Source organism: Flavitalea sp. (genome assembly GCF_035489435.1).
Classification (GTDB): domain Bacteria; phylum Bacteroidota; class Bacteroidia; order Chitinophagales; family Chitinophagaceae; genus DATHKG01.
Genome location: NZ_DATHKG010000055.1, coordinates 1 through 23,171 on the forward strand (window position 1 = coordinate 1; position 23,171 = coordinate 23,171).

The window sequence follows — 23,171 nt, forward strand, 5'->3', positions numbered from 1 at the left end:
GTAAACCTCTAACCAGAACCACGATTGTTATTTGAAAAAGATTTTGTATCGCCGTTGGGGGGCTTTTGTGGATATTGGGGCTGATGGTTTTGTTTCAAAAGTTTGACCTTTACAGGATCAACAATCATCCAGGCATATGTATTCATCCATTTCAAATCAAAAGCTTACTCTTGGACAAGTATTGGCGCGACTTCGCAGTATTCATCAACCAGAGCAAAAGGCATTGGCTCAAGCGTTGCAGATGTCCTATACTACATATCTTAAGGTTGAACGTGATCAACGTGAACTAAGCTTTCTAATGGCTTTGAGGATATGCCAGTTTTATAAAATCGACCTGCATGAGTTTGTTTCCATGCTGAGTGATGAGGAACTTGCACGCGCTGAACTTTCGATCAGTAACGCCCTGGAAAAAAGAGAACGTAAAAAAGCAGAACAGCTAAAAGCAAAAGTGATTGATATAAAAACAGAACAAGCCGTTCATCCATCACTGTTATGATTTCAGGCGCTCTTTTCTTTTTGATTCATCAGGGGTTTCCAGAACTGCGGCAGCAGTTCAATCAATTTGTCTTCCGGCTGATCAGGGATCCTGCGGAGCACGTCATCAAGCCATTTGGATGGATCTATGTTTTGAAGTTTACAGGTGGCGACAAAGCTGTAAATTATAGCTGCCAGTTCTCCGCCACGGTGTGAGCCGGCGAACAAATGTGAGTTTCTTCCCAGGGCTATGGCTCGGATTTGGCCTTCTAATTGATTATTGTCGACCGGTAGCATTCCATCATTCACGTATTGCACAAGTCCGTTATAATTATTCAATGCGTAATTGATTGCTTTATAGATCGGTGTTTTTGGAATTGTCAGCGGTAGGGTTGCTTCCAGCCATTGCCGGAACGCTTGCAGTATTGGCAATGATTCGGTTTGTCGTTTTTCAGTGATCGCATCAAAATCAAGTTGCAAGAGTTTGCATTCCTCTTCGATAGCATACAAGGGTCCAAAAAAATGATCTATCGCATAACCGGCCTTTGCTGCATCATTCTGCAATGCGTACACGAAGTACCTTCGTGAGTGCGCCATGCAGTGCTGGTGAGTTACACCAGGCTGCCTCCCATACTTTGTGTATGAACTATAGGCATCGGTCATTAAATAGCCCTTATATCCCTGCAGTACACTGCAGATATCTTTTTTGCCACGACCCTTCTGATACATGAAGCAAACAATACGCTGTATCGGATTCAGGGATGCCCACATCCACCCGATATGGGATTTTTTACCTTTCTTTTTGGTGTTGTCCAAAACGCGGTAACGGGTTTCATCAAGGTTTATAAGTCCGCTGGATATTAATTCTTTTAACAGGAGGTGCCATAAAGGTTCCAGTACCGCGCAGACACGATTGACCAGCGAACAAAGCGTACTGTAAGGCAGATCTATCCCATATCGCTTTAAGCGTTGTTGCTGTCGCCATACCGGCATGTGATACAAAAACTTTTCAATCGTGAGCAGTACCAGTATGCTGATGTCCATTTTGCACTTATCAATGGGATGTGGTGGCAGTGATGCAATCAGGTGTTTGTAATTAAGCTGATCTTCATCCGCTGGTACCAGGTATACCAGCCTGCGGTTAACTTTAATATACCAGCGCATTGGATCGCAGGCCAACTGCCGTTGATCGACATGGCCCACACATTTTGCATTTGCTGGTTTGTCAGCTGCATCAATGACAGTAATTTCTTCTTCCAGTCCTGCGGGAAAATCATGCCTGCCACCAGCTTTCTTAGGAGTAGTAGATTTTATAATGCGCAGGTGCTCCGGCACTTTGCGGCGGTCAATGATGTTGCAGACGCCCCAGCTGTCCACTTCCATACCCAGCACCAGTTGATCACCAACATTTGCTTTACTGGTAGCTGCAGGTTGATGACGCTTTTCACTTTTGATGCCGTAGACCCATTTTTTTATGGTTGCCATCTCGTAGCGCAGGTAGTTCAACCGGAGCAGATCTTTTTTATTTTTATCCAGTTCCTTTTGCTGGGCATTGATCATCGAGTGCTGTTCCTGGATAACTGTTTGTTGGAGTAATAGTTTTTCAGCTTGCCCATTGATGGTTTGCTGCTGTTGTGCAAGTACAAGTTGTTGATCATTTATTTGTTGTTCCTGATTCTTCAACTGTACTTGGTGGTCTTCCAGAACAGCTGTTAGCGATTGTCTTTCACCAGCAACTTGCATCAGTTGTTGCTGTAGTAAAACGATGAGTCTATCTTTCTCAGCACTTTCCTTTGTGCAGTTGTTGTATAAGGCCTTATAGTTTTGAGCAGCTTTCATGCAATGATTGATAAGCCGCAAATGCAGTACCAATAAGCATCTTAGTGAAGACTATCTTTCCACAACTATCGAAGTTTTTTCGTGGATAAACCGGGGTCTGATTTTGATTTTCAAAAACGACATCAAAAACATGTCGCAAGCTTGCCTTTAACAACCAAAAATGTGAATAACTATGCTGTTTTTTTTGATCTGTGTAAGTGAAGACCTGAAAGCATAGATAGCAACTGAGTAGCACTCATTTGAATGGCAGCTTCTCCTTCAGCAATATCAGGCATTATAAAGCGACCTTTGTGCAACCGTCGGAAGAGTAAGGTAAATCCATCGGCCTCTTGTAGGAGCAGCTTGATATGCGTACCCTTCTTATTTAAAAAGATGAAAACATCTTTGTGGTTGACTTCACGTCCAAGTTCATTTTTAACAATGCCACAAAGACCGTCTATTGAATTTCTCATGTCCGCTACCCCACCATATAAAAAATACTGGTGATGATCCGTTAATAGGGCAATGGCACTCATGATATAAGCGCTTTAAGATAATCAACCGGCACATGCTGATACAATTTGACTCCCTTCACCTCGGCAAACAAGGTTGCGACTGTTTGCTCAGATGCCGGACGTTTGATGGCAATAAATCCGGATGATTGTTTTTTTACAGCAGCTCGGTGGCGTTTGCGAGCAGTATAAAAGGAACCTTGGGTAACCTTATGCAGCTTACAGAAATCTTTTATAGTTATGCCTGGGGTCTTATCATACGCAGCAAACAATTCAAGTAATTGCTGTTTGTTGCGCCTGGGTGTCCGGTGAAGCGGTTGCTGTTCGTCCATCGATCATTTTTTAGTAAGCGACAAATGTAACCGGCACATTTTGAAATTCAGTCGTGGTTCTGGTTAGAGGTTTACCATTCAGTTGTCGACATTTCTTTTTTCTCTCTTCTATCTCTGTATCACACAGCCTTCAATTCGCCGGCAAGGTGATAACTAAGCCTTACCAACGATACATGCAGAAAATAAGAAATGGCTGTCATTGCATTGTAACATTAAGGCGTTATAGTACCAGGTTGCAAACTTGCAGGTTGCAGTTACATCGTTAGTCGAATGTGATCCTTCCAGACAATTGCAGATCCCCAACTGAAGCCCTTGATATATTTAGTCAAAGCCATTGGCGCTATAATGCTTTGATTTTACCGGCAGTGCTTATATAGATGAAACAAGATGAAACCAATAATAAAGGACTAGTAACACTTGTAATGACTGGTCGCATGTTCCCCCAAATGGATGAGTGAGTTGGGAGCGGGATGGTGCTTTTGTTTGGCCTTCGTACCGTGGTTAGAGTTACTGTAGCCGATCAGGGCCCAACAGTAACTTCCCCTGAAAGAATTCTTAAAAAAGCCGATCAGGGCAAAAAAGATGATCGGAGACAACAGCAGCTACTAATATAAACGCACCAACTAACCACGGGACACAGCCAAACAAAAGCGCCATCCCGCTCCCAACGGTGCGAAGGAATGCCACAGAACTGTTGCATAATAGTGATTGAACCAAGAGTAGCTAACCAGCAACAATCGCTCGAATAGCGGCAATCGCCGGACAAAAATCTGTTTATTTCGCGTGGAGATAAGAATCAATAGCCTTAAGCGATATAGGCTTTTCCCAAATCTTGAGATTAGGAGTAATTTTTACAGAAGGAAGATTAGGATGATAAGCACTGATGAGATTCAATCGTAAAGCCGGGTGCCGCTCCAATATTTCCCTTGCATGATCCCAACCCAGCCCATCTGGCAGATTATTGTCAAGAAAAACGATATCAGGCGAAAACTGGTCCAATTTATTAAGACCTTCGTTTAGCGTGTGAGCCAATTCGACGTCGTATTGATTTTTTTGCTTGAAAAAAGTCTTCATTAGCAGGCACAAATCAACCTCATCATCTATAATTAAAACTTTTTCCATGAATGTCTTTAACGTCAGCATACATATATAAATTGGATGCCGTATCTGCTTATCGTGTTAAAACTGTGTGTTTTAGTGCTTCTGGGGATTATATTTCCCAAGTGCAAATAAAGTGATTTTTCAAGGCCCGGACTGCGAACGGCATGATTTTTTGCTCTTTTCGGTATTAGTAAATTTTAAAAAAACAGTTATGACTACCAACACAAAAATTATTTTAGGTATAGTAGGTGCAGCAGCTGCAGGTGCTGTCATAGGTTTATTGTTAGCACCGGAAAAAGGCAGTGAATTGCGGGAACGCATTAAAGCAAAAGCTGGTGATTTTGCAGGAGAAATAGCAGACCTCGTAGCCACAGGAAAAGAAAAGTTGGGCGTTATGAAAGATAGTGCTGTTGAAGAAGCCAAAAACCTCAGATCCGAAGCTGAAAATCGCGTAAATAAACTTAAACAAGGCCTTAGCTAATAAAAGTTCAGGCAGGTCCAGGCTTGCCTGAATTTTTTTTCTTACTCCGAACAATTACGAACTATGGCGGAATTAAAAGAACGGGCAGACGATTTATTAGAACATGCCGGCGACTATATTGAAACTTATTACAAGCTCGGACTATTAAAAGTTACTGAAAAATCTACTGCAGTGGGATCCTCAATTATCGCTGCGTTGTTGCTGACTATCTTTTCCATTTTATTCGTATTATTTATTGGATTAGGCCTTGCCTTGTGGATAGGGGGAATGCTGGAAAGCATTATCGCGGGCTATTTTATTGTAGCTGGCATTTATCTGCTTATTATTGTTTGCGTATTAATGATGCGTAAAAAGACGATTGACCCATTTTTGAGGAACTATTTAGTGAAAAAGATTTATGAGTAAGCATATTACATCTTATGAAGACATGATGCAGGAAAAACAACGGTTGGAAGCACTCCTGGTGGCTCAGAAAGAGTTGATAGAACTGGATCTGCAGGGACTTAAATCAGACCTGAAGCCTGCTACAAATGTGATATCATTTATAGGTAGTTTTAAGAAAAAGACTGCCAGCAATCCATTGTTGGGTATTGCTGTCGGTCTTTCAACAGATATCCTTATGCGTAAACTCCTGTTCAAAAGGGCTGGTTGGGCCGTAAAAACAGTATTGCCATTTTTGATGCGCCGGGTGACAAGAAACCTGGTATCAAATCCGGCAAAGCCGGGTTTGTTAGGAAAGATGGTTAAACGATTTTCGTAAAGCTGGTTTATGAATCAATATAAATTGTATTGCAGTTGAGGCAGTATTATTATATTGGAGTGCAATATTATTACATTAGAGTTGAGGTGGTATTATTACATTGGAGGTAGTATTATTTACATTGGAGTTGAGGCAGTATTAAGCCAGTAGGTCCTGATATTTTCAACCACTTTTAACAAAGCATCGAAGCTAACTGGTTTGATAATATATGTATTGGCACCCAACTCGTAGCAACGCCTTATCTCATTCTCGTTTTTTGTTGTGGTAAAAACGATCACGGGTATACTCTTAAACTCAGGATTTTCCTTCATCTCTTTAAGCACTTCACGGCCATCTTTTTTAGGCATATTAAGATCAAGCAGGACAAACTTTGGATAATATTTCCGGTTGTCATCCCCGGCCTTTACATTAAAGAGGAAATTGAGTACTTCAACGCCGTTTTCTACGAATTCGATCTTCTCCTTATAACCTTTCTCAAAGAAAGCAGTTTCCAGTAAGTACCGGTCGTCCGCGTCATCATCTGCTATCAAAATTGAGGTTGTACTCATCATTTCAGGTTAGTATAGCGAAAATAAAGAATAAACACCCAAGTTGAAAATTAGTTGCAAAGGCATCCGGTAGAGTGAACCTGCTAAAATTTCCCCTGAAAGGTACCAAAGAGCACTGTCCACCAAATTAAATATGTTGATAAATTTCCCCAATTGGTCAATTATGGTACCCTCTGGGATAAAAAACGTTATCACTAAATCACGAAATGGGCAATATATTCCACAAAAATACTGGTATAATTGTAGAACATACAAGACAGGAGGAAAATGCAAGATGTGATCAGAATATAAGTGCCTGATGATCAGTCGCTAACAACTTCTGTCAAATAATTTGGTGATAAATGGTTTTTGGTGCTTTTGTTGGAATATTATACCCACAAAACTTCCACAGTGTATGATTCAACAAAATCTCACCCAGAAACTAGGTCTAAAGATATTACCGCAGCAGATACAGCTGCTTAATTTCTTCCGCCTTAACCAATTGGAACTTGAACATAGGATTCAGCAGGAACTTGAAGAAAACCCGTTACTGGAAAAAGCGGATGACACAGAAAATCCTGAGTCAGCGGACGCTGGTACGGTAGAAGACTATAAAGATTACGACGAATTTGTGTATGATGATATTCCGGATTATAAGCTGGAATATGCAAATTACCTTCCTGAAGATACCACGTTCCAAACCTCATTGGCAGACAGTATCGACTTCAGGGAAGAGGCTAAACAACAGTTTCGGCTTTTATGGACCGAAGAAGAGGAATGGCAACTGGCAGATTATATTATCGACTCCCTGAATGATTATGGAATGTTGGAGCAAAACGTGGAACAGGTTGCCGAAAACTACTCTTTTAAAAACAGTGTATGGATCGAATCGGATGTTGTTGAAAAAGTACTGGTAAAAATATACCAGCTCGAGCCCTATGGTTTAGGTTCTGTCGACACCCGCCAGTGTTTGCTGATCCAACTGGAAAGGATGAATACCAAAAGGCCGGATGTAAAAGTCGCGATTGCATTGCTAAAGGATTTTTATGATGAAATGAAGGGCGCAAATATGGAGAAGATCTGTCAGCGCCTGCAATTGGAAGAGGAAGAATTAAAGATTGTGCTCCAGTTGATTTCCACTCTGAAGATGCGCCCGGTAACAGACAATAACCGGACAGCAACTGACAGACAAAAAATTATCCCTGATTTTATTGTCAGGTTGGAAGGGGAAAAACTGGAAGTGGAATTATACAACAGTCGTTCTGCAACCCTGCATATAAATACCTCCTGGAAAGAATCTGTCGAGGCTCAATGTGAGGGAAAACAACAAAAAGAAGCCAAGGTTTATCTCCGTAACAAATTGCAGTCAGCTCAATGGTTCATTGATGCGATTCGTCAGCGGGAAACCAACATGCTCCAGGTAATGAAAACGATTGTGAAACTGCAGTATGAGTATTTTAAGGAAGGAGATATCCGTTTGCTGAAGCCAATGATACTGAAAAATGTGGCAGATATGGTATCTTTAGATATTTCCACAATTTCGCGGATTACCAGTAATAAATATGCTGAAACAAGTTTTGGCACCTTGTTGTTAAAGGATTTATTCACCGAAGGTCTTGTCAACGAAAAAGGCGAATCTACCAGTAACAGGGTGATACAGTCAACCATAGAGGAAGTAATAAAACAGGAAGATAAAAAGCATCCGTTGACGGATCAGCAACTTGTTACCATCCTTGCTGAAAAAGGGTATTCGATAGCAAGAAGAACCGTTGCTAAATACCGGGAACTACTTCAGATTCCCGTAGCACATCTAAGAGGCATCTGGGGTTAAACATTGTGAGCACAATGTCCAAAACAATAGCATTTATTTATCAATACAATCATTTAATCAATACAATCATTTAATCAATACAATCATCAAACCAATACAATCATCAAACCAATACTAATCATCAATCCAATACTAATCATCAATCCAATACTAATCTTACAAATACAATAAACAAAAACACTCTATGCAGAAAATTCTGATAATTGATGATGACCGTGACATGTGTTTGTTACTTAAACGATTTTTATCAAGACATGGATACGATGTTTCCGAGGTTTACAGTGGGAAAAAAGCCCTGGAAATGGCCGAGGAATTCAAGCCTGACCTGGTAATGTGCGATTTCAGGCTGGAAGACATGGATGGCAACACGGTACTCATCAAAATGAAAGAAAAGTTTCCCTCCGTGCCTTTCATCATCATTACAGGCTATAGCGACATTAAAACCGCTGTGGAAGTAATGAAGCTTGGTGCATATGATTATGTCACCAAGCCATTGATACCTGATGAAATACTAATGACGATCCGGAAGGCGCTTAACTCACCTGTAGAACCGGTTCGCCCCCAGTCCGAAAATGGTTCCGGATCTGCCGTTGTCATTGTGAGACCAGGAGATGGCGGTCAGAAAAAACAAAACAATTCATCCGGTAGCGAATACATTTTTGATAACAGCCAGGTTTTCCAGACCATTCTGAAACAGATTGACCTGGTAGCTCCCACTAACTACAGCGTAATTATTTACGGAGAAAGTGGTAGTGGTAAAGAAGCAATTGCCCAGGAAATTCACAAGAGAAGTAAAAGAAAAGATAAAGCCTTTGTGGCGATTGATTGCGGCGCATTATCAAAGGAACTGGCTGGTTCTGAATTATTCGGCCATGAGAAAGGATCCTTTACCGGTGCATTGAACCAGAAACAGGGGAGTTTCGAGATCGCAAACGGGGGTACCATTTTTCTCGATGAAATTGCCAATCTTTCATATGATATCCAGGTTTCATTATTAAGGGTTGTACAGGAAAGAAAGATGAGAAGAGTGGGAGGTGTAAGAGATATCGAACTTGATGTACGGATCATTATTGCAAGCAATGAGCGCCTGTGGGACTCGGCACGAAAGGGAATTTTCAGGGAAGATCTTTACCATCGCTTTAATGAATTCAGTATTGACGTGCCGCCATTAAGAGAAAGAAAAGAAGACATCATGTTGTTTGCGAGACATTTCCTTCAACTGACAAATAAGGAACTACAAAAATCAGTTAAAGGATTTTCGAAGGAAGTTGAAGCGATTTTTCACAATTATGTATGGCACGGTAATCTGCGGGAAATGAAAAATGTGGTGAAACGTGCAGTGCTTCTCACTGATGGAGAATATGTAGATGTCAGGACTTTGCCTTTTGAAATTTCTAACCACAGTAAACTGCAGTTCGATGTTTCTCCGGAAACCGCTCCGGTGCAGACAGTAACCTCTCCACCTGTTCACGTTCATACAGAACCGCAACGTCCGCATCATGGTGATCTTTCTTTAAAGGAAGCAAGCCTGGATGCAGAATATGAAATGATTCTTGAAGCATTGAAGAAGGCAAACTATAACAAGAGTAAGGCAGCAAGAATTTTGAACATAGATCGAAAAACACTTTATAATAAGATGAAGCAATACCAGGAGCTTAACAATTTATAATAGAGTATGGCAAAAACGGAGAACAACGGGGATCTTTTTCATTTGAAAAGATTATTCGGGGATGGCATAGAGGAGAATGATTTTCAACAACGAATTAATGATTTTTTTCCAGCTATCGTTTATGTTTATGATGCAGAGCAGCAAAAGCTGAGATATATAAACAAAAAAGTAACAGATGTTCTGGGATACACATATGAAGACATCTCTACCTGGGACAATGGAATTTTACAGCTCGTTTTTAAAGAGGACCAGGAACGGGTAAAGGAAGAAATACAGAAATTTTATGAGCTGGAGGATGAGTCGAGTCATCTCTATGAATGTCGCCTGAACGACAAACAGGGAGAATGGCGATATTTCCGCACTCGCGGAACTGTACTGCGACGCAATGAGCATGGGAGGCCCGGCTCACTGTTGTTTATAGCTGAAGACATCACTGAACAGTTTAAAAGCGCAGAAGAGATAAAGCAGTTAAAACAGCTACAGCTCGAAACCGAAAATCTGCTTGGGTTTGGCGTTTACAATTATGATATCGCGAGTGGTGACGTGAAATGGAGCGATGGAATATATAATATCCTTGAATACGATAAGGACAGGGATGCCCCCATAATATCATTCCCGGTTTACCTGGCTCATGTGCCAGAGCCGGAGCAGGAAATGCTGAGAACAGTTATTGAAAAATCTATAGAGGCAAAATCCGTTTTTACCGTCACTTACCCTGTTATAACGCATAGGGGTAACCGTAAAATGATTTCTACCCGTGGTAAGCTGGTTATCGGGGACGACAATGAGGTACAAAAGGTAGTTGGCAGTATGCTTGACATAAGCCAGGAAGTTGCGAGACAGGAAGCACTTGAGGAGTATAAACAGAATATGGTCGAAAAGGAACAGTTTCTTGATTTTGGATCCTGGGAAGAGGATGTTGGTAAAGACGTCATTTTGTGGAGCGATGGTATGTACAGGTTGTTCGGTTATGATCCTAAAGAACATGCAGGGCGTTTGTTAATTAATGCCGGTCTGTATATGCTTCATCTTCATCATGAAGATTGGATCAGAAGCAACAATCTGAAGCAGGAAGCCATCAAACATAAAAACGATTTCAGCTACGAGTTTAATATCACCACCCGTGATGGCATTAATAAACGTTTACAAACCTTTGCCAGGGTGATCCGGAATGAAGAAAACGAGGTAATCAGGATAATCGGAACTTCCCGCGACATAACGCAGTTAAGATCTTATGAGAGGAACCTTGAATCGATTGTGAATGATCTGAACAGATCAAATAAAGACCTGGAAGAGTTTGCATACATTGCTTCCCATGATTTACAGGAGCCTTTACGAAAACTTTCGACGTTTTCTGAAAGATTGGTTACAAGGCATAGCGGGGAGATGGGACCTGAAGGAAGAAGATATGCTGAACGTATCCTGGCGGCCACGGATAACATGAGAATACTGATTGAGAACCTTCTTGAATTTTCAAGAACGGCAAGATCATCGATACCTTTTGGGCTTGTGGATCTGAATACAGTGCTTGAGCAGACGAATTCTGATCTTGAAATTATCATCGAAAAAACAGGTGCTATCATTAACGCTGACCGGCTGCCTGTTATAGATGCGATACCTTCCCAGATCCAGCAATTATTCAGCAATCTCATAGGCAATGCTTTGAAATTCAGGAAAGAAGATGAGATTCCGAGGATAGATATCAAAGTGGATATTTTGAGTAATGTCGAAAAGGCTGAGCATAGCTTTGCAGAAGACATGAATTACTACCGGATAGATGTAAAGGATAATTGTATCGGTTTTGAACAGGAATATGCTAACAAAATTTTCCAGATTTTTCAAAGGCTTCATGGTAAGGTAGAATACCCCGGATCAGGAGTGGGACTCGCCATTTGTAAAAAAATAGCGGAAAACCACCGTGGGCTTATCTTTGCAAACAGTAAACCGGATGAAGGTTCTGTGTTTACCATTATTCTTCCGGAAAAACATTAATAAAGCGAATCAACCAATCGGAAACCTGAAGTTTATGTACAATTCGAGAATTCTTGTAATTGATGATGATGAGGATGATTTTTTTATTACATCTGAATATATAAAAGACATTAGTGATAGTCACTTTACGATAGACTGGTGTTACAATTATAAAAAAGCAATGGAGCTTATCATAAACAAAGCTTATGATATTTACTTCGTTGATTATCGCCTTGGTGCCAAAACCGGCGTTGACCTCTTAAAGGAGGCCCTGGAGCATAATTGTGAGGAACCTATTATTCTGCTCACAGGTAAAGGAAACAAAGCCATTGATATTGAGGCAATGCGACTTGGAGCTACCGATTATCTTGTTAAATCCGAACTTAACAGTGAGAAGTTGGAAAGGTGTATCCGTTATGCCATCGAACGCTCGATTCATTTAAAGGCATTAAGAGATAATGAACAAAAATTCAGGAATATTTTTGAGCGCTCCAAGGATGCTATTTTTATAGCGGATAAAAACCTTTATTTCCAGGACTTTAACCAGATGTCGTATGTGCTTTTCGGTTATGAACGTGAGGAACTCCAACAAATGTGTCTTTATGACCTGGTGCCCGAAGAACTTGATAGCAGGTATATACGCACCTTGCTGGCCGGCTCAGGTGATTTAACCGATTTTGAAATGGAGCTTTCCATGAAATCAGGTGAAAGAAGAAATTGTATTCTTTCGTTGTCAACTTACCGTGATCATGAAGAAAAGGAATATGTGCAGGGTATCATACACGATATTACCAACATGAAAAAAGCTGAAAAGGCTAATCTCCAGGTGGAAAAACTTGCAGTAGCTGGCCGCCTGGTAAGGACTCTGGCTCATGAAGTGCGAAACCCGCTTAACAATATTAATATGTCAATTGAACATCTCCTGCAACAGGAAATCCTGCAGGAGGATGCAGGCATTTATCTCGATATTATTCACAGAAATGGTGGAAGGATAGGAGACCTGATTACGGAGTTACTTGATTCATCACGACCAACCGAATTGCAGTTCGCAATGCATACTCTTCAGTCGGTAATGGATGAAAGTGTTGCGTCTGCTATCGATCGTATTTCATTAAGACGAATCAGTCTGGAGATAAGGTATGCAGACGAGCCATTGAAAGTGATGGTTGACAAGGAAAAAATCAAAATTGCTTTTCTCAATCTCGTCATCAATGCAATTGAAGCAATGGAATCAGAAAAGGGAAAATTGCTGATAACCATAGATAGTCATGATAATGTTCACCAGGTGATCATCAAAGACAATGGATGTGGTATTCCGCCTGAAAACATTTCGAGGTTATTTGAACCATATTTTACTTCCAAACGAAACGGTGTCGGTCTTGGCCTGGCAAGTACACTCAATATCCTGCAATCACATAAAGCTAAAGTAGAAGTAAGTTCCGTCATCAATGAAGGCACTACCTTTACCATTCTGTTCCCTGAACACAAGCCTGCAGAAGTAATGGTTAACATCGAAATAGCCACCGGAGATAAACTAATGGATTAAATTTTCATAGAAACAAAAGAAAAAGGCTGTCGGTTTAATCTGACAGCCTTTTCAATTAATGTTGGGGAAGTAGCCGTTTTTTTAATAAGAAGAAACCTTTGTTTAATAAGGTGAATTCATATTTTCGGACAAATGAATTAACGCATCGAACCAGCGAATCGAAATTGCAGATTAGAATGCAAATCCCAGGAATACATTGATCACGCTGTTCTTGGAATTCTTTGTGATTTCACCGGATAAGCCTGATTCTCCTATTTCCCGGAGACCATAGTTGTAACGTGCCCCAATGGTTAGATTTTGAAAATCAAGTCCGATTCCTCCTGTAAGACCATAGTCGATACGATTAAAATTGTCTGCTTTAAGGTCAGTGATATCGCTCACGTTATCATCGTCATCGACGCGTGTAACATTAGCACCTGCCAGATAAGAAACATAAGGACCTGCATGGATGTTAAAATTCTTTACCACATTAACAACAGCCAATACCGGTAGCTCAACATAATGAAGGTTAAAACGATATTCACCCTCACCACCGAATATTCCCGCATCATAAGCGAGCTTTGCGCCTTTGTTGCTATAAAGTAACTCTGGCTGAATAGAAAAACCCCTCGTTACCGGAAGTTTCGCATAAAACCCTGCATTAAAGCCTGCTTTAAAATTTTCATCTTTTACATCATCGACATAAAGATTTGCAAGGTTCAAACCTGCCTTAAGACCAAATTTAGAGCGAAGTCCATTTTCAGCAGATGTTTGTTGTTCCTGTGCGTTTACTGAACCACTTATTATGACTCCTACAGATAGGGCCAGTACGGCTACAAGATTTCTCACATTTACTTTTCTCGTTTTCATATTTACACGTTTTATTTGATGCAGGTATTTCAATTATTATTCCGGCGCCAGATAAAACATATCCCGAAAAATTTGTCTTCAAAAAGGGGAACTGATTCTACATACTGCCGTGATTATGAGAATATTATAATATGTTCAAACATTATTCAGCCATCACTATTATAATGAGGTCTACAGAAGTAATTAATTGACAACAAATGATAAATTAATGAACACTTGCATTTCAATGGGAGGGAATTATTTTTCAATAGTAGGAGAAGGAATTTCCTTTGCTTCCTGCTTTATTATAAACACTGCAGTTTCATTAGGCTTTATGCCTTTACCAACATGAATAGCATACATGCGGGTGAATTCGGCTCCGAAGTAAAGGATTATTGAGGAATAGTAGACCCATAATAATATGATCACAATTGAAGCGGCTGTTCCATAAGTAAGGCCAATATTTGAGTTACCAAGGTAATAGCCGATCAGGAATTTACCAATCAGAAATAACACGGTGGTAAAGATTGCACCAACCATTGCATCTTTCCATCCGATAATAGCATCCGGCAATACTTTATAAATTATAGTGAACATCAAACTGATAACAACCAGGATAAGCAAGAGGCTAAGAATATAAAATAAGTAAACGCTATAGGAAGGAAGGATTTTTTCAAGGCGGTCATTTAATATATCCATCAGGGCATTAATTACAAGAGCAACAAGTAAAACAAAGCCAATACCTACAAGCAGGGAAAATGAGATTGCCCTGTTCGAGAGATATTTTAACCAGCCTTTCTTCGGTTTGGCCTTTACAGACCATATGTAGTTTATGGAATCCTGGATCTCAGTGAATACACCTGTGGCACCAAAGATCAGCAGCACAGCACCTGCAATTGCTCCGACGGTGCCGTGTTGGGACTTTTCAATATTAATGATTATTTCCTGAACCTGTATTGCTGCGTCGCTACCTACCAGTCCTGAAATCTGATCGTATATTCTGCCTTGAACCGCATCTTTACCAAATACAATCCCGGCCAGTGACATGATAATAATAAGGATTGGGCACAAAGAAAACACTGTATAGTAGGAAAGTGAAGCGCTCAGTTTCATTCCATTGTCTTCAATGAATGAGGCGCCTGCTTTTTTCAGAACGTTCCAAAACTTTTTTATTTGAACCATATATTCCGTCTTTGTAGAAGTTCTTCCTCAATAAATGAGCCTAGGAGATGTTAAAATGGGTTTTTTGCTTTAAACACGGGCTGTTTAGGTGGCAAAGGTTTTTTATAATCATATGTAACTAAATTTTTTGAATCATGAGAAGTATATTATATGTTATTGCAGTAATACTCGTAATCGGGTGGCTGCTTGGAGTCTTTGTTTACAGCGCCTCCGGTCTAATTCACATTCTGATAGTGTTGGCAGTAATTTCATTGATACTTGGATTGATCAGAAGGGTCTAGTTTACCGGTTCAATAGGGCATTCATATAAAATTTACTGTAGCATGCTATGGTTATCATTTGCTATGGTTATCATTTGTCCTGGTTAATTAACATCTCAACTAGTATCTCAACTTCATTCAGTTTTTTCATTGTTGCAGACATAGCTCGACTTTGCCGTTAATAGAAAGGTTAACTCAATAAAAGGGTAGCTCAATAAAAATGGTAACTCACTCATGATTCAACGAAATGTTGAAGCTTGTAACACACAATATTAATTTAAGATCCCGAATGTTGGACAATAATCGTAAAATCCGATGAATGTTTTGAAATTGAGTGTACTGGAACATAAGTAAAAAAAAGCACGGATTGTTTTTATAATCTGTGCTTTTTTTGAGTTATTCACTCCCCTGTTTTTTCTCAAAAGTTCCTTTGGTACCATCGGGGGTTTCAATTATATAAAGTTCCGCATGGTCTCCGGGATTATCACTTCCCCGGAACCGGATAGTGGATATGACTTTTACTTTGTTGATATCGTATACTGTACTATTTGATGCTGATATATACCCCGTATTTTTATAAACGAAGTTTTCTGTGTACCCACTTTTCAATACGCCTTTCTTCAGGGCATCAAAACTCCTCAGATAGGGCCTGTTCTTATTTAAATTGTTATTATTCATAGTAATGATTAAGGTTAAATCATAGAAAGATTGCGATTATCATAGTTAAAATATCCTGCCAGTTTTATTTGCCCTATATCACCTTAAGGCTTAATACAGATGCCGATTAGTGTAGATATCGATCTACAAAGGGGGTTATTAAATCAGCGATATGGCACGAGATTTTAAGTTAATAAAATCTAAACGATGTTTCTATGTTTTATGCAAACTATAATCTTTCAACTTCGGAACATGCAAACTTCCATGATGTAGTAAAACATTGTCCGTATGGAATACTCCATTTAAAGAATGAAGATAGCGGCGGGAAACTGGCTGTGCTGGTGAGAGTGTTCTATTCCGAATTAAATGGTCTTTCTTTCCGTATTGCTCATAACTATAAAGTTTTGATAGAAGAGTTGTGCGAGGGTGACGTGTCATTAAAACTTTGCAACAGAGAAAAGAACATTTACTTTGTAGCTGATGTCAAAATTTCGCCTGCTGTCAAAAGCGGATTTTTAAACAAAGCATATCTGAAAGGTGCAATTACCAGGTTTAATCTTTTCAAAAAGAATAAGTCAGACCAGATGATAGCATTCAATACTGTTGTTTAGCAGATGCAGTGGGCATTAAATAATGCCATTTAACTGTGTCGTGCACATTTAACAATGTTGTTAAAACATGTTGCGCATTTAACCGTTTCAACCTTCAAATGATTCCCCGATAATAATCGTAATAATTCTTTCTACTTCAAGTCCGGTTCAAGTCCGTGATCATTTATAATTAAATATGGCTATTCCGAGAAAACGATTTTGGATTGCGGGCATACTGATAGGGGTTGTAATAATCGCCATCGGCATATACCGGTTTTACAAATCTGAATTTCTTGGATCCACACTCCCCCAGGCAGTCCGGAAAGAATCCCGGGGATTGTATAAAATCAGTTACGATACACTTAAGGTTGATGAAATAGGCGGATCACTATTTGTGACTAACGTAAATGTCAATGTTGACACGGCGTCCTTCTCGGCAGATTCACTTCCACCGGGAAGTCCTTCAGTAATATTAAATCTCCATGCAGATTCCCTGACAGTTACTGGTGTTCAAACACCCCGCGCTCTTCTGCAAAATGAAATAACAGGGAAAAAGGTGCTTATTCAAAATGCTTCTATAGAATTGTTCCGGCTTAATAAAGGAAGCGATGACGATGATGACACAAAAGCCCGCAGCGGTGATTTTGTCGAAAACCTTTATTATGATGTGCTCAGGGAGTTGAAGCTGGTAAAAATGGATAGTATCCTACTTCAGAATATTGATATTTCTTACATAGATTTCAAGACTAAAAAACTTATACTAAGAAGTACAAATGTTTCCTTATTGCTTTTTGATTTGCGGATAGATAGTAATAGTCTTGCCGATATGAGCAGAATTTTCTTTTCAAAAAAAGTGGTTATTGCTGCCGATAGCATCCATTTAAGAGATTCAAAGGGTTACTATGATTTCAAGTTTGCAGGTTTACAGGTCAATACCGGGACAAGATCGCTAACGCTGAAGTCAGCAATCATAAAACCATTAAAAGGTGAGGCGGCGTTTATGAAATTGTTTAAGTTTCAAAGAGATCGTTTCGATTTTTCTTTATCTGGCATTAGTCTGAAGGGAATTGATCCGGTAAGGCTCGCATACGGTGAATTGGCTGCAGATTCGTTGATTGTACCTAAAAGTAAATTTTATATTTTTCGCGATGGCAGAATGCCGAGGGACCAGGTTAACAGGGTCGGTATGTATCCACATCAGCTTATTATGAAAATTCCATTTCCGGTTACTATTAAAAAAGGTGTATTCGATAATTCGTTTGTTGAATACAAGGAAGTGAATGAGAAGTCCAATAAAGCCGGCCGGGTTCAGTTTCATCGCGTACATGCAACTATGACAAATGTTACAAACGAGCGTTTAGCGATCCGGAAGAACAATAACCTTACAATTGACTATAGTGCCTGGTTTCTAAATATGGCAAAAGTTGATGTGAGCATGACTCTGAAGATTGGTGACAAACAGGGGCGCTTTACTGTGAAAGGCAACCTTAAAGGTTTTGAGGCGAATAAGCTAAATGCACTCATTGAACCATTGGGCATGGCCCGCGTTGAAAAAGGCAGTGTTAAGAATCTCAGTTTTAATATGTCTGGTGATAATTACCATGGTGTGGGCGACCTCACTATGTTATATGATAATCTAAAGGTATCTACTCTTAAATTGGAGGATGATAAAAAAACCTATAAAAAGATTGGATTGGCAAGTCTCTTTGCCAATGTCATAGTCAAAAATAATAATCCTTCAGGCGGAAAAACGCGCACCGCAGAAATGAGCAATGAAAGAAACACCAACCGTTCTTTTTTTAACCTGGTTTGGAAATCGATATTTACCGGTGTAAAAGAAACTACCGGTATGGATATCATGGGAAAAAAAGATCAGCAGCAAGATAAAAAAGAGCGGGCCAAAGAAGGTTCGGCTGAAGACAAAAAGAATTCAAAAGAAGGTTCGGCTGAAGATAAAAAGAATTCAAAAAAAGTGGATGCGTCAAAAAAAGATGCTCCTGTCAAAAAACCTCCAAAAACAGAATAGGGTCATTACATCAAGCCATAACAGAACTTTCCCTCACAACGAGTTTTGTTTTTAAAACGCTGGTGTCAAATTTTGACAATGGCGTTTTGCTTTCTATAATTTCAATAAGTTTTTCAGTTGCCACCTGGCCCATTTCGAATGCAGGCTGACTGACCGATGTAAGGGATGGTGAAAATATGCCTGCCTGTTGTGAATTGGTAAATCCAACCAGGGCTATTTTTGCCGGGATACTGATATTTTTTTCCTTTAAAAAAGACATCGCGCCCAATGAAATACGGTCACTGGCCGCGAGGATTGAGTCCGGGGCGGAGGGGTGATCCAGGATTTTCATAACCGCTGACTCTATTTCAGCCTGTTCCATGCCGCCATGCGCGCAAAACATAACAATGCCTTCATCATACAGGATCTTGTTTTCTTCAAGTGCTTTTCGATAGCCGGCAAGGCGCTCAATTGTAATAGAAATATTGGGAGAACTGGTGATATGCGCTATCTTTTTAAATCCTGAGTTAATCAAATGACAGGTTGCGTCATAAGCGCCTTTAAAATTATCGACAATGACCTTATGTGTTTCAATGGTTTCACATACCCGGTCGAAGAACACAATGGGTAAACCTTTGTCGTGCAAAAAATGAAAATGCGACATGTCGGTTGTCTCGGTTGAGAGAGAAACAAGCAGGCCGTCTACTTGTCGGGAAGCTAGTTGTTGTGTGTTGAGTACTTCGCGTTCATAAGATTCGTGACTCTGGGAAATAATTACGTGATAGCCGCGATCATAAGCAATCGATTCTATTCCATTTATCACCTGGGAGAAAAATGTATTTGCAAACTCGCAGACAACTACACCTATAGCACGGCTGCGTTTTTCTTTTAAGCTTAACGCTATGGGATTGGGCTTATAGTTGATCTTACCTGCATAGTCCATTACCAGTTTACGCGTTTCTGCACTTATTTCATGGCTACCTTTCAGGGCCCTGGACACGGTTGAAGTTGCTAGTCCTAATGCCTTTGCTATATCTTTAATAGTAATAGCTTCATATTTCATCCGTTAATTTTTGTATTTGTAGTTATTTCCCTCTAAAATGCTCCGGAAAGTAATCTTCCACCACAATGACGGAAACGATTGCATAAAAATAATAAAAGAATTTGTCGTAAAAACGTGAATAAGGGCGTAACCTTGAACCTGATATCAAACATAAAACGATTGTTATGCGTATGCGAAACCTCATTTTAAGCTGCCTTATGGTATGCTCTTTTTGCCTGAATGCTCAAACCAAAGATGAAAAATCAGTGGCTGAAGCGGTAGAAACTCTTAGGAAAACAATGGTGGACCCGGATAAAGCAACGCTTGACAGGCTCACTTCAGTTAAACTCAGCTATGGCCATTCCTCCGGTAAGGTGGAAGATAAAACTTCATTTATAAATTCGCTGGTTTCAGGTACTTCAGACTTTGTTTCCATCAAACTGAGCGAACAGACTATAATTATTTCAGGGAATACTGCTATAGTAAGACATAATCTTGACGGAGCCACGAACGACGGCGGAAAACCGGCCACAGTTAAGCTGCATGTTATGCTTGTATGGAACCAAAAAGGTACCAGTTGGCAATTACTTGCCAGGCAGGCTGTAAAACTGGCGCAATAAATAAAAATGAGTACTAACACTTTTCAACTTTTCAATCTCGCTGGTAAGAAGGCGCTGGTGACAGGTTGTAACAAAGGAATTGGCAAAGCAATGGCTATGGGTCTTGCTGAGGCCGGAGCAGATATTGTAGGTGTTTCAGGATCACTTGAAGCCGAGGGTAGTGAAATTTCACAATTAGTGGCCGCGACCGGCAGAAAATTCTATCCTTACCGTGCAGACCTTTCTGACCGGGCTTCGCTATATGCTTTTATCGATTCAGTAAATCAAACCCATGAAATTGATATATTAATAAATAATGCAGGAACTATCATGCGGAAACCTGCGGCTGAGCACCCGGATGAATACTGGGACAAGGTGCTGGCTATTAATCTTGATGCGCCGTTTATACTTGCGCGTGAGTTCGGAAAACGAATGATTGAAAGGCGTACAGGTAAGATCATTTTTACCTGTTCGTTATTGAGTTTCCAGGGAGGCGTGAATGTACCGGGATACGCAGCCAGTAAAGGCGCCTTAAGCAGCCTCGTTAAAGGTCTTGCAAATGAATGGGCCTCAAGCGGGGTTAACGTAAATGGTATTGCACCTGGATATATCTCAACCGACAATACGGAAGCATTGCGTAATGATCCTGTTCGAAGCAGATCAATTCTTGACCGCATTCCCGCTGGACGTTGGGGCGAACCGAATGATTTTAAAGGCCCGGCCGTTTTCCTTGCTTCAGCCGCTGCTGACTATGTGCATGGAACAATTTTAACCGTCGATGGTGGATGGATGGGCCGATAATAAATATTTATGATTATGGAGATAAGATTTCAGAATAGTCCGGCCGAGGTAACCATGATGGATACCGGTGAGTTAAGAAATAATTTTCTCGTTGAGGACCTTATACAGGACGACCTTGTAGTTTTTTTGTATTCGCATTATGATCGTGTTATCATCGGAGGGGCTAAACCAGTTAACCGGGAACTAAGCCTTGATAACGACCCCGAACTGCGGGCCGACTATTTCCTGGAACGCAGGGAAATCGGGATAATCAATGTAGGTGGACCTGGCACAGTATCGGTTGACGGTACCCGTTACGAACTGAATAAGCTGGATACTTTGTATGCAGGCAAAGGAGTTCGCGAGGTTATTTTTTCGTCTGCAGATAAAACTGCACCTGCCAGTTTTTTCCTGATGTCAGCACCGGCTCATCAAACCTATCCAACACGGAAGATGAGCAAGGAAGAAGCAAGTCCGGCTAATATGGGCGAAGTTGAAACAGCAAACAAAAGAACAATCTACAAATACATTCATGCAGATGGAATGCAAAGTTGCCAGTTGGTGATGGGGCTGACGGTACTCGCTACCGGTAGTGTGTGGAACACAATGCCTGCGCATACACATACCAGACGCATGGAAGCCTATTTTTATTTCGATGTGCCTGAACAGCACCGCGTCTTTCATTTTATGGGTGAACCATTAGAAACCCGTCATCTGCTTATAGCAAATCACCAGGCAGTGCTTTCACCGCCATGGTCCATCCATTCAGGATGTGGTACATCAAATTATGCATTTATCTGGGGTATGGCAGGTGAAAATTATACATTTACGGATATGGATGCCGTACCGATTCCGGAACTACGTTGATGAAAAAAAGTGGTGAGTGGTTAGTGGTGAGTTTAGTTGTGAGTGGATGAGTTATTGAGTGGTTTACTTTCATATATTTCATAACTTCTTTCATAATTCATAATTCATAACTCATATCTCTTTTAATTGGTCTTCAACGATAAATACAAACAAAAAACAAATGATGAAAAACAAACTTTTTTTGATTTTGTCAGTGCTTGCCACATTGCAACTCAGCGCTCAGAAAAGCGGAACTTTCAACGGACTCGAAATGAACATGGGCAACATTTTCCGGTTGTCCGACGCAAAAACAAGGTCCATCAGCCCTGAAAGTTTTACCGGCGAACCCGGTAAGGGAGGTATGACCACACTTGAGCAGGGAAATGCGCGTAATGCTGCCCGTGAGTTGGGGCAGGGTTGGAAGGTGAATCCTTATGTTCATATTGAAGCCGGTAAAACCTTTACCCTTGCAGAAATAGATGGTTCCGGAGCTATTCAACATATATGGATGACACCTACGGGTAACTGGAAATATTCTATACTCAGATTTTATTGGGACGATGAAAAAGAACCTTCTGTTGAAGTGCCGGTTGGCGACTTCTTCGGAATGGGTTGGAACGAGTTCGCCTCGCTCAATTCAATGGCTATTACCGTGAATCCTGGCAGCGCATTCAACTGTTACTGGCCAATGCCTTTTCGCAAAAAGTGTAAGGTGACCATGGAAAATATTGGGGCGGAACGAATGACATTATACTACCAGATCGATTATACGCTTACCCAGGTTCCTGACGATGCGGCCTATTTTCATGCACAATACCGCCGGTCTAATCCAACAAAAGGATCTATACATACCCTGGTTGATGGTATTAAAGGAAAGGGCCATTATGTAGGCACTTATATTGCCTGGGGTGTGAATAATAACGGTTGGTGGGGCGAAGGTGAGATCAAATTTTTTATGGATGGGGATGATAAATTTCCAACCATCATTGGTACCGGCACAGAAGATTATTTCTGCGGTTCTTACAATTTCGAAAATAAAAAGACCCGTCAGTACCAGGAATTTTCAACGGCTTATGCAGGTCTGCACCAGGTTATCAGACCAGATGGTCTTTACACCTCCCAACAAAGATTCGGCATGTACCGCTGGCATATCATGGACCCCGTAAGATTCAACAATGGGTTAAAGATAACTATCCAGGATCTCGGCTGGCGCAGTGGCGGGCGGTATTTGCCACAGCAATCAGATATCAGTTCGGTGGTATATTGGTACCAGGCTGAACCGCATACAAGCTTCCAGAAGTTGCCTGCGGCCAATGATATTGAAGTAAATTAATTCAATGATCTTGAAGTAAATTGATTC

The 23,171-nt window shown here is 40.5% G+C and carries 24 protein-coding genes; 15 read left to right on the plus strand and 9 right to left on the minus strand.

From position 1 onward, the window contains the following. Positions 1–136: 136 nt before the first annotated feature. Complete coding sequence (locus tag VK664_RS08445) at positions 137–496, plus strand: helix-turn-helix domain-containing protein (RefSeq protein ID WP_461398202.1); 360 nt, start codon at positions 137–139, stop codon at positions 494–496. A 2-nt stretch (positions 497–498) separates the two neighbouring features. Here the strand turns inward: VK664_RS08445 and tnpC are convergent, their stop codons facing one another. The 4 genes from tnpC to VK664_RS08465 all read right to left on the minus strand — a co-directional run bounded on the left by tnpC (position 499) and on the right by VK664_RS08465 (position 4,258). After that, positions 499–2,313: an IS66 family transposase gene (tnpC, locus tag VK664_RS08450; protein ID WP_461398203.1), complete on the minus strand. Its 1,815-nt coding sequence runs from the start codon at positions 2,311–2,313 to the stop codon at positions 499–501. A 170-nt stretch (positions 2,314–2,483) separates the two neighbouring features. After that, complete coding sequence (gene tnpB, locus VK664_RS08455; RefSeq protein WP_461398204.1) at positions 2,484–2,828, minus strand: IS66 family insertion sequence element accessory protein TnpB; 345 nt, start codon at positions 2,826–2,828, stop codon at positions 2,484–2,486. Then, the gene (locus tag VK664_RS08460) at positions 2,825–3,136 is read right to left on the minus strand and encodes a hypothetical protein (protein WP_461398205.1); all 312 of its coding nucleotides are present in this window, start codon (positions 3,134–3,136) and stop codon (positions 2,825–2,827) included. Before VK664_RS08460 ends, tnpB begins: the two co-directional genes overlap by 4 nt. 774 nt (positions 3,137–3,910) lie before the next feature. Beyond that, a complete protein-coding gene (locus VK664_RS08465; protein WP_461398206.1) occupies positions 3,911–4,258 on the minus strand; it encodes a response regulator in 348 nt (115 codons plus the stop codon). Between the two features lie 190 nt (positions 4,259–4,448). Between VK664_RS08465 and VK664_RS08470 the strand changes: the two genes are divergently transcribed. The 3 genes from VK664_RS08470 to VK664_RS08480 all read left to right on the plus strand — a co-directional run bounded on the left by VK664_RS08470 (position 4,449) and on the right by VK664_RS08480 (position 5,478). Then, positions 4,449–4,718 (plus strand): YtxH domain-containing protein, encoded by a 270-nt coding sequence (locus tag VK664_RS08470; RefSeq protein ID WP_461398207.1) that lies wholly within the window; start codon positions 4,449–4,451, stop codon positions 4,716–4,718. A 63-nt stretch (positions 4,719–4,781) separates the two neighbouring features. Next, complete coding sequence (locus tag VK664_RS08475) at positions 4,782–5,123, plus strand: hypothetical protein (protein ID WP_461398208.1); 342 nt, start codon at positions 4,782–4,784, stop codon at positions 5,121–5,123. Then, the gene (locus tag VK664_RS08480; RefSeq protein WP_461398209.1) at positions 5,116–5,478 is read left to right on the plus strand and encodes a hypothetical protein; all 363 of its coding nucleotides are present in this window, start codon (positions 5,116–5,118) and stop codon (positions 5,476–5,478) included. Before VK664_RS08475 ends, VK664_RS08480 begins: the two co-directional genes overlap by 8 nt. A gap of 116 nt (positions 5,479–5,594) precedes the next feature. Here VK664_RS08480 and VK664_RS08485 read toward each other — a convergent pair whose 3' ends face one another. Continuing rightward, positions 5,595–6,026 (minus strand): response regulator, encoded by a 432-nt coding sequence (locus VK664_RS08485; protein ID WP_461398210.1) that lies wholly within the window; start codon positions 6,024–6,026, stop codon positions 5,595–5,597. 394 nt (positions 6,027–6,420) lie between these two features. Here VK664_RS08485 and rpoN point away from each other — a divergent pair, with 394 nt between their 5' ends. From rpoN to VK664_RS08505, 4 genes are all read left to right on the plus strand, one after another. Next, positions 6,421–7,836, plus strand: coding sequence for an RNA polymerase factor sigma-54 (rpoN, locus tag VK664_RS08490; protein WP_461398211.1), 1,416 nt, complete (start codon positions 6,421–6,423; stop codon positions 7,834–7,836). A 184-nt stretch (positions 7,837–8,020) separates the two neighbouring features. Next, positions 8,021–9,505, plus strand: coding sequence for a sigma-54-dependent transcriptional regulator (locus tag VK664_RS08495; RefSeq protein ID WP_461398212.1), 1,485 nt, complete (start codon positions 8,021–8,023; stop codon positions 9,503–9,505). Between the two features lie 6 nt (positions 9,506–9,511). Further along, positions 9,512–11,497: a PAS domain-containing sensor histidine kinase gene (locus VK664_RS08500; protein ID WP_461398213.1), complete on the plus strand. Its 1,986-nt coding sequence runs from the start codon at positions 9,512–9,514 to the stop codon at positions 11,495–11,497. Continuing rightward, positions 11,454–13,022 carry a two-component system sensor histidine kinase NtrB gene (locus tag VK664_RS08505; RefSeq protein WP_461398214.1) on the plus strand — a complete coding sequence of 523 codons (1,569 nt, stop codon included), beginning with the start codon at positions 11,454–11,456 and terminating at the stop codon, positions 13,020–13,022. The genes VK664_RS08500 and VK664_RS08505 overlap by 44 nt, the downstream gene beginning before the upstream one ends. Before the next feature lie 171 nt (positions 13,023–13,193). On the opposite strand, the gene VK664_RS08510 is transcribed toward VK664_RS08505, so the two are convergent. Then, on the minus strand, positions 13,194–13,871 hold the full coding sequence (locus tag VK664_RS08510) for a porin family protein (RefSeq protein WP_461398215.1): 678 nt from the start codon (positions 13,869–13,871) through the stop codon (positions 13,194–13,196). Between the two features lie 237 nt (positions 13,872–14,108). Next, complete coding sequence (locus VK664_RS08515; protein WP_461398216.1) at positions 14,109–15,032, minus strand: YihY/virulence factor BrkB family protein; 924 nt, start codon at positions 15,030–15,032, stop codon at positions 14,109–14,111. A gap of 134 nt (positions 15,033–15,166) precedes the next feature. Between VK664_RS08515 and VK664_RS08520 the strand changes: the two genes are divergently transcribed. Beyond that, on the plus strand, positions 15,167–15,313 hold the full coding sequence (locus tag VK664_RS08520; protein ID WP_461398217.1) for a lmo0937 family membrane protein: 147 nt from the start codon (positions 15,167–15,169) through the stop codon (positions 15,311–15,313). A gap of 375 nt (positions 15,314–15,688) precedes the next feature. On the opposite strand, the gene VK664_RS08525 is transcribed toward VK664_RS08520, so the two are convergent. Next, positions 15,689–15,970 (minus strand): hypothetical protein, encoded by a 282-nt coding sequence (locus VK664_RS08525; protein WP_461398218.1) that lies wholly within the window; start codon positions 15,968–15,970, stop codon positions 15,689–15,691. Positions 15,971–16,164: 194 nt separating this feature from the next. Here VK664_RS08525 and VK664_RS08530 point away from each other — a divergent pair, with 194 nt between their 5' ends. Then, on the plus strand, positions 16,165–16,560 hold the full coding sequence (locus VK664_RS08530) for a hypothetical protein (RefSeq protein ID WP_461398219.1): 396 nt from the start codon (positions 16,165–16,167) through the stop codon (positions 16,558–16,560). Between the two features lie 175 nt (positions 16,561–16,735). Beyond that, a complete protein-coding gene (locus tag VK664_RS08535; RefSeq protein ID WP_461398220.1) occupies positions 16,736–18,565 on the plus strand; it encodes a hypothetical protein in 1,830 nt (609 codons plus the stop codon). 10 nt (positions 18,566–18,575) lie between these two features. Here VK664_RS08535 and VK664_RS08540 read toward each other — a convergent pair whose 3' ends face one another. After that, positions 18,576–19,607: a LacI family DNA-binding transcriptional regulator gene (locus VK664_RS08540; protein ID WP_461398221.1), complete on the minus strand. Its 1,032-nt coding sequence runs from the start codon at positions 19,605–19,607 to the stop codon at positions 18,576–18,578. Positions 19,608–19,771: 164 nt separating this feature from the next. Between VK664_RS08540 and VK664_RS08545 the strand changes: the two genes are divergently transcribed. The 4 genes from VK664_RS08545 to VK664_RS08560 all read left to right on the plus strand — a co-directional run bounded on the left by VK664_RS08545 (position 19,772) and on the right by VK664_RS08560 (position 23,144). After that, positions 19,772–20,206, plus strand: a complete 435-nt coding sequence (locus tag VK664_RS08545; protein WP_461398222.1) for a nuclear transport factor 2 family protein — start codon at positions 19,772–19,774, stop codon at positions 20,204–20,206. 6 nt (positions 20,207–20,212) lie between these two features. After that, positions 20,213–20,986, plus strand: coding sequence for an SDR family NAD(P)-dependent oxidoreductase (locus tag VK664_RS08550; protein ID WP_461398223.1), 774 nt, complete (start codon positions 20,213–20,215; stop codon positions 20,984–20,986). A gap of 15 nt (positions 20,987–21,001) precedes the next feature. Next, a complete protein-coding gene (gene kduI, locus VK664_RS08555; protein WP_461398224.1) occupies positions 21,002–21,832 on the plus strand; it encodes a 5-dehydro-4-deoxy-D-glucuronate isomerase in 831 nt (276 codons plus the stop codon). A 160-nt stretch (positions 21,833–21,992) separates the two neighbouring features. After that, on the plus strand, positions 21,993–23,144 hold the full coding sequence (locus VK664_RS08560; RefSeq protein WP_461398225.1) for a glycoside hydrolase family 172 protein: 1,152 nt from the start codon (positions 21,993–21,995) through the stop codon (positions 23,142–23,144). Positions 23,145–23,171 lie beyond the last annotated feature (27 nt).

Coding starts and splice junctions, on each gene's coding strand:
- VK664_RS08445 (WP_461398202.1), top strand. CDS start 137: ATGTATTCATCCATTTCAAATCAAAAGCTTACTCTTGGACAAGTATTG.
- tnpC (WP_461398203.1), bottom strand. CDS start 2,313: ATGAAAGCTGCTCAAAACTATAAGGCCTTATACAACAACTGCACAAAG.
- tnpB (WP_461398204.1), bottom strand. CDS start 2,828: ATGAGTGCCATTGCCCTATTAACGGATCATCACCAGTATTTTTTATAT.
- VK664_RS08460 (WP_461398205.1), bottom strand. CDS start 3,136: ATGGACGAACAGCAACCGCTTCACCGGACACCCAGGCGCAACAAACAG.
- VK664_RS08465 (WP_461398206.1), bottom strand. CDS start 4,258: ATGGAAAAAGTTTTAATTATAGATGATGAGGTTGATTTGTGCCTGCTA.
- VK664_RS08470 (WP_461398207.1), top strand. CDS start 4,449: ATGACTACCAACACAAAAATTATTTTAGGTATAGTAGGTGCAGCAGCT.
- VK664_RS08475 (WP_461398208.1), top strand. CDS start 4,782: ATGGCGGAATTAAAAGAACGGGCAGACGATTTATTAGAACATGCCGGC.
- VK664_RS08480 (WP_461398209.1), top strand. CDS start 5,116: ATGAGTAAGCATATTACATCTTATGAAGACATGATGCAGGAAAAACAA.
- VK664_RS08485 (WP_461398210.1), bottom strand. CDS start 6,026: ATGAGTACAACCTCAATTTTGATAGCAGATGATGACGCGGACGACCGG.
- rpoN (WP_461398211.1), top strand. CDS start 6,421: ATGATTCAACAAAATCTCACCCAGAAACTAGGTCTAAAGATATTACCG.
- VK664_RS08495 (WP_461398212.1), top strand. CDS start 8,021: ATGCAGAAAATTCTGATAATTGATGATGACCGTGACATGTGTTTGTTA.
- VK664_RS08500 (WP_461398213.1), top strand. CDS start 9,512: ATGGCAAAAACGGAGAACAACGGGGATCTTTTTCATTTGAAAAGATTA.
- VK664_RS08505 (WP_461398214.1), top strand. CDS start 11,454: ATGAAGGTTCTGTGTTTACCATTATTCTTCCGGAAAAACATTAATAAA.
- VK664_RS08510 (WP_461398215.1), bottom strand. CDS start 13,871: ATGAAAACGAGAAAAGTAAATGTGAGAAATCTTGTAGCCGTACTGGCC.
- VK664_RS08515 (WP_461398216.1), bottom strand. CDS start 15,032: ATGGTTCAAATAAAAAAGTTTTGGAACGTTCTGAAAAAAGCAGGCGCC.
- VK664_RS08520 (WP_461398217.1), top strand. CDS start 15,167: ATGAGAAGTATATTATATGTTATTGCAGTAATACTCGTAATCGGGTGG.
- VK664_RS08525 (WP_461398218.1), bottom strand. CDS start 15,970: ATGAATAATAACAATTTAAATAAGAACAGGCCCTATCTGAGGAGTTTT.
- VK664_RS08530 (WP_461398219.1), top strand. CDS start 16,165: ATGTTTTATGCAAACTATAATCTTTCAACTTCGGAACATGCAAACTTC.
- VK664_RS08535 (WP_461398220.1), top strand. CDS start 16,736: ATGGCTATTCCGAGAAAACGATTTTGGATTGCGGGCATACTGATAGGG.
- VK664_RS08540 (WP_461398221.1), bottom strand. CDS start 19,607: ATGAAATATGAAGCTATTACTATTAAAGATATAGCAAAGGCATTAGGA.
- VK664_RS08545 (WP_461398222.1), top strand. CDS start 19,772: ATGCGTATGCGAAACCTCATTTTAAGCTGCCTTATGGTATGCTCTTTT.
- VK664_RS08550 (WP_461398223.1), top strand. CDS start 20,213: ATGAGTACTAACACTTTTCAACTTTTCAATCTCGCTGGTAAGAAGGCG.
- kduI (WP_461398224.1), top strand. CDS start 21,002: ATGGAGATAAGATTTCAGAATAGTCCGGCCGAGGTAACCATGATGGAT.
- VK664_RS08560 (WP_461398225.1), top strand. CDS start 21,993: ATGATGAAAAACAAACTTTTTTTGATTTTGTCAGTGCTTGCCACATTG.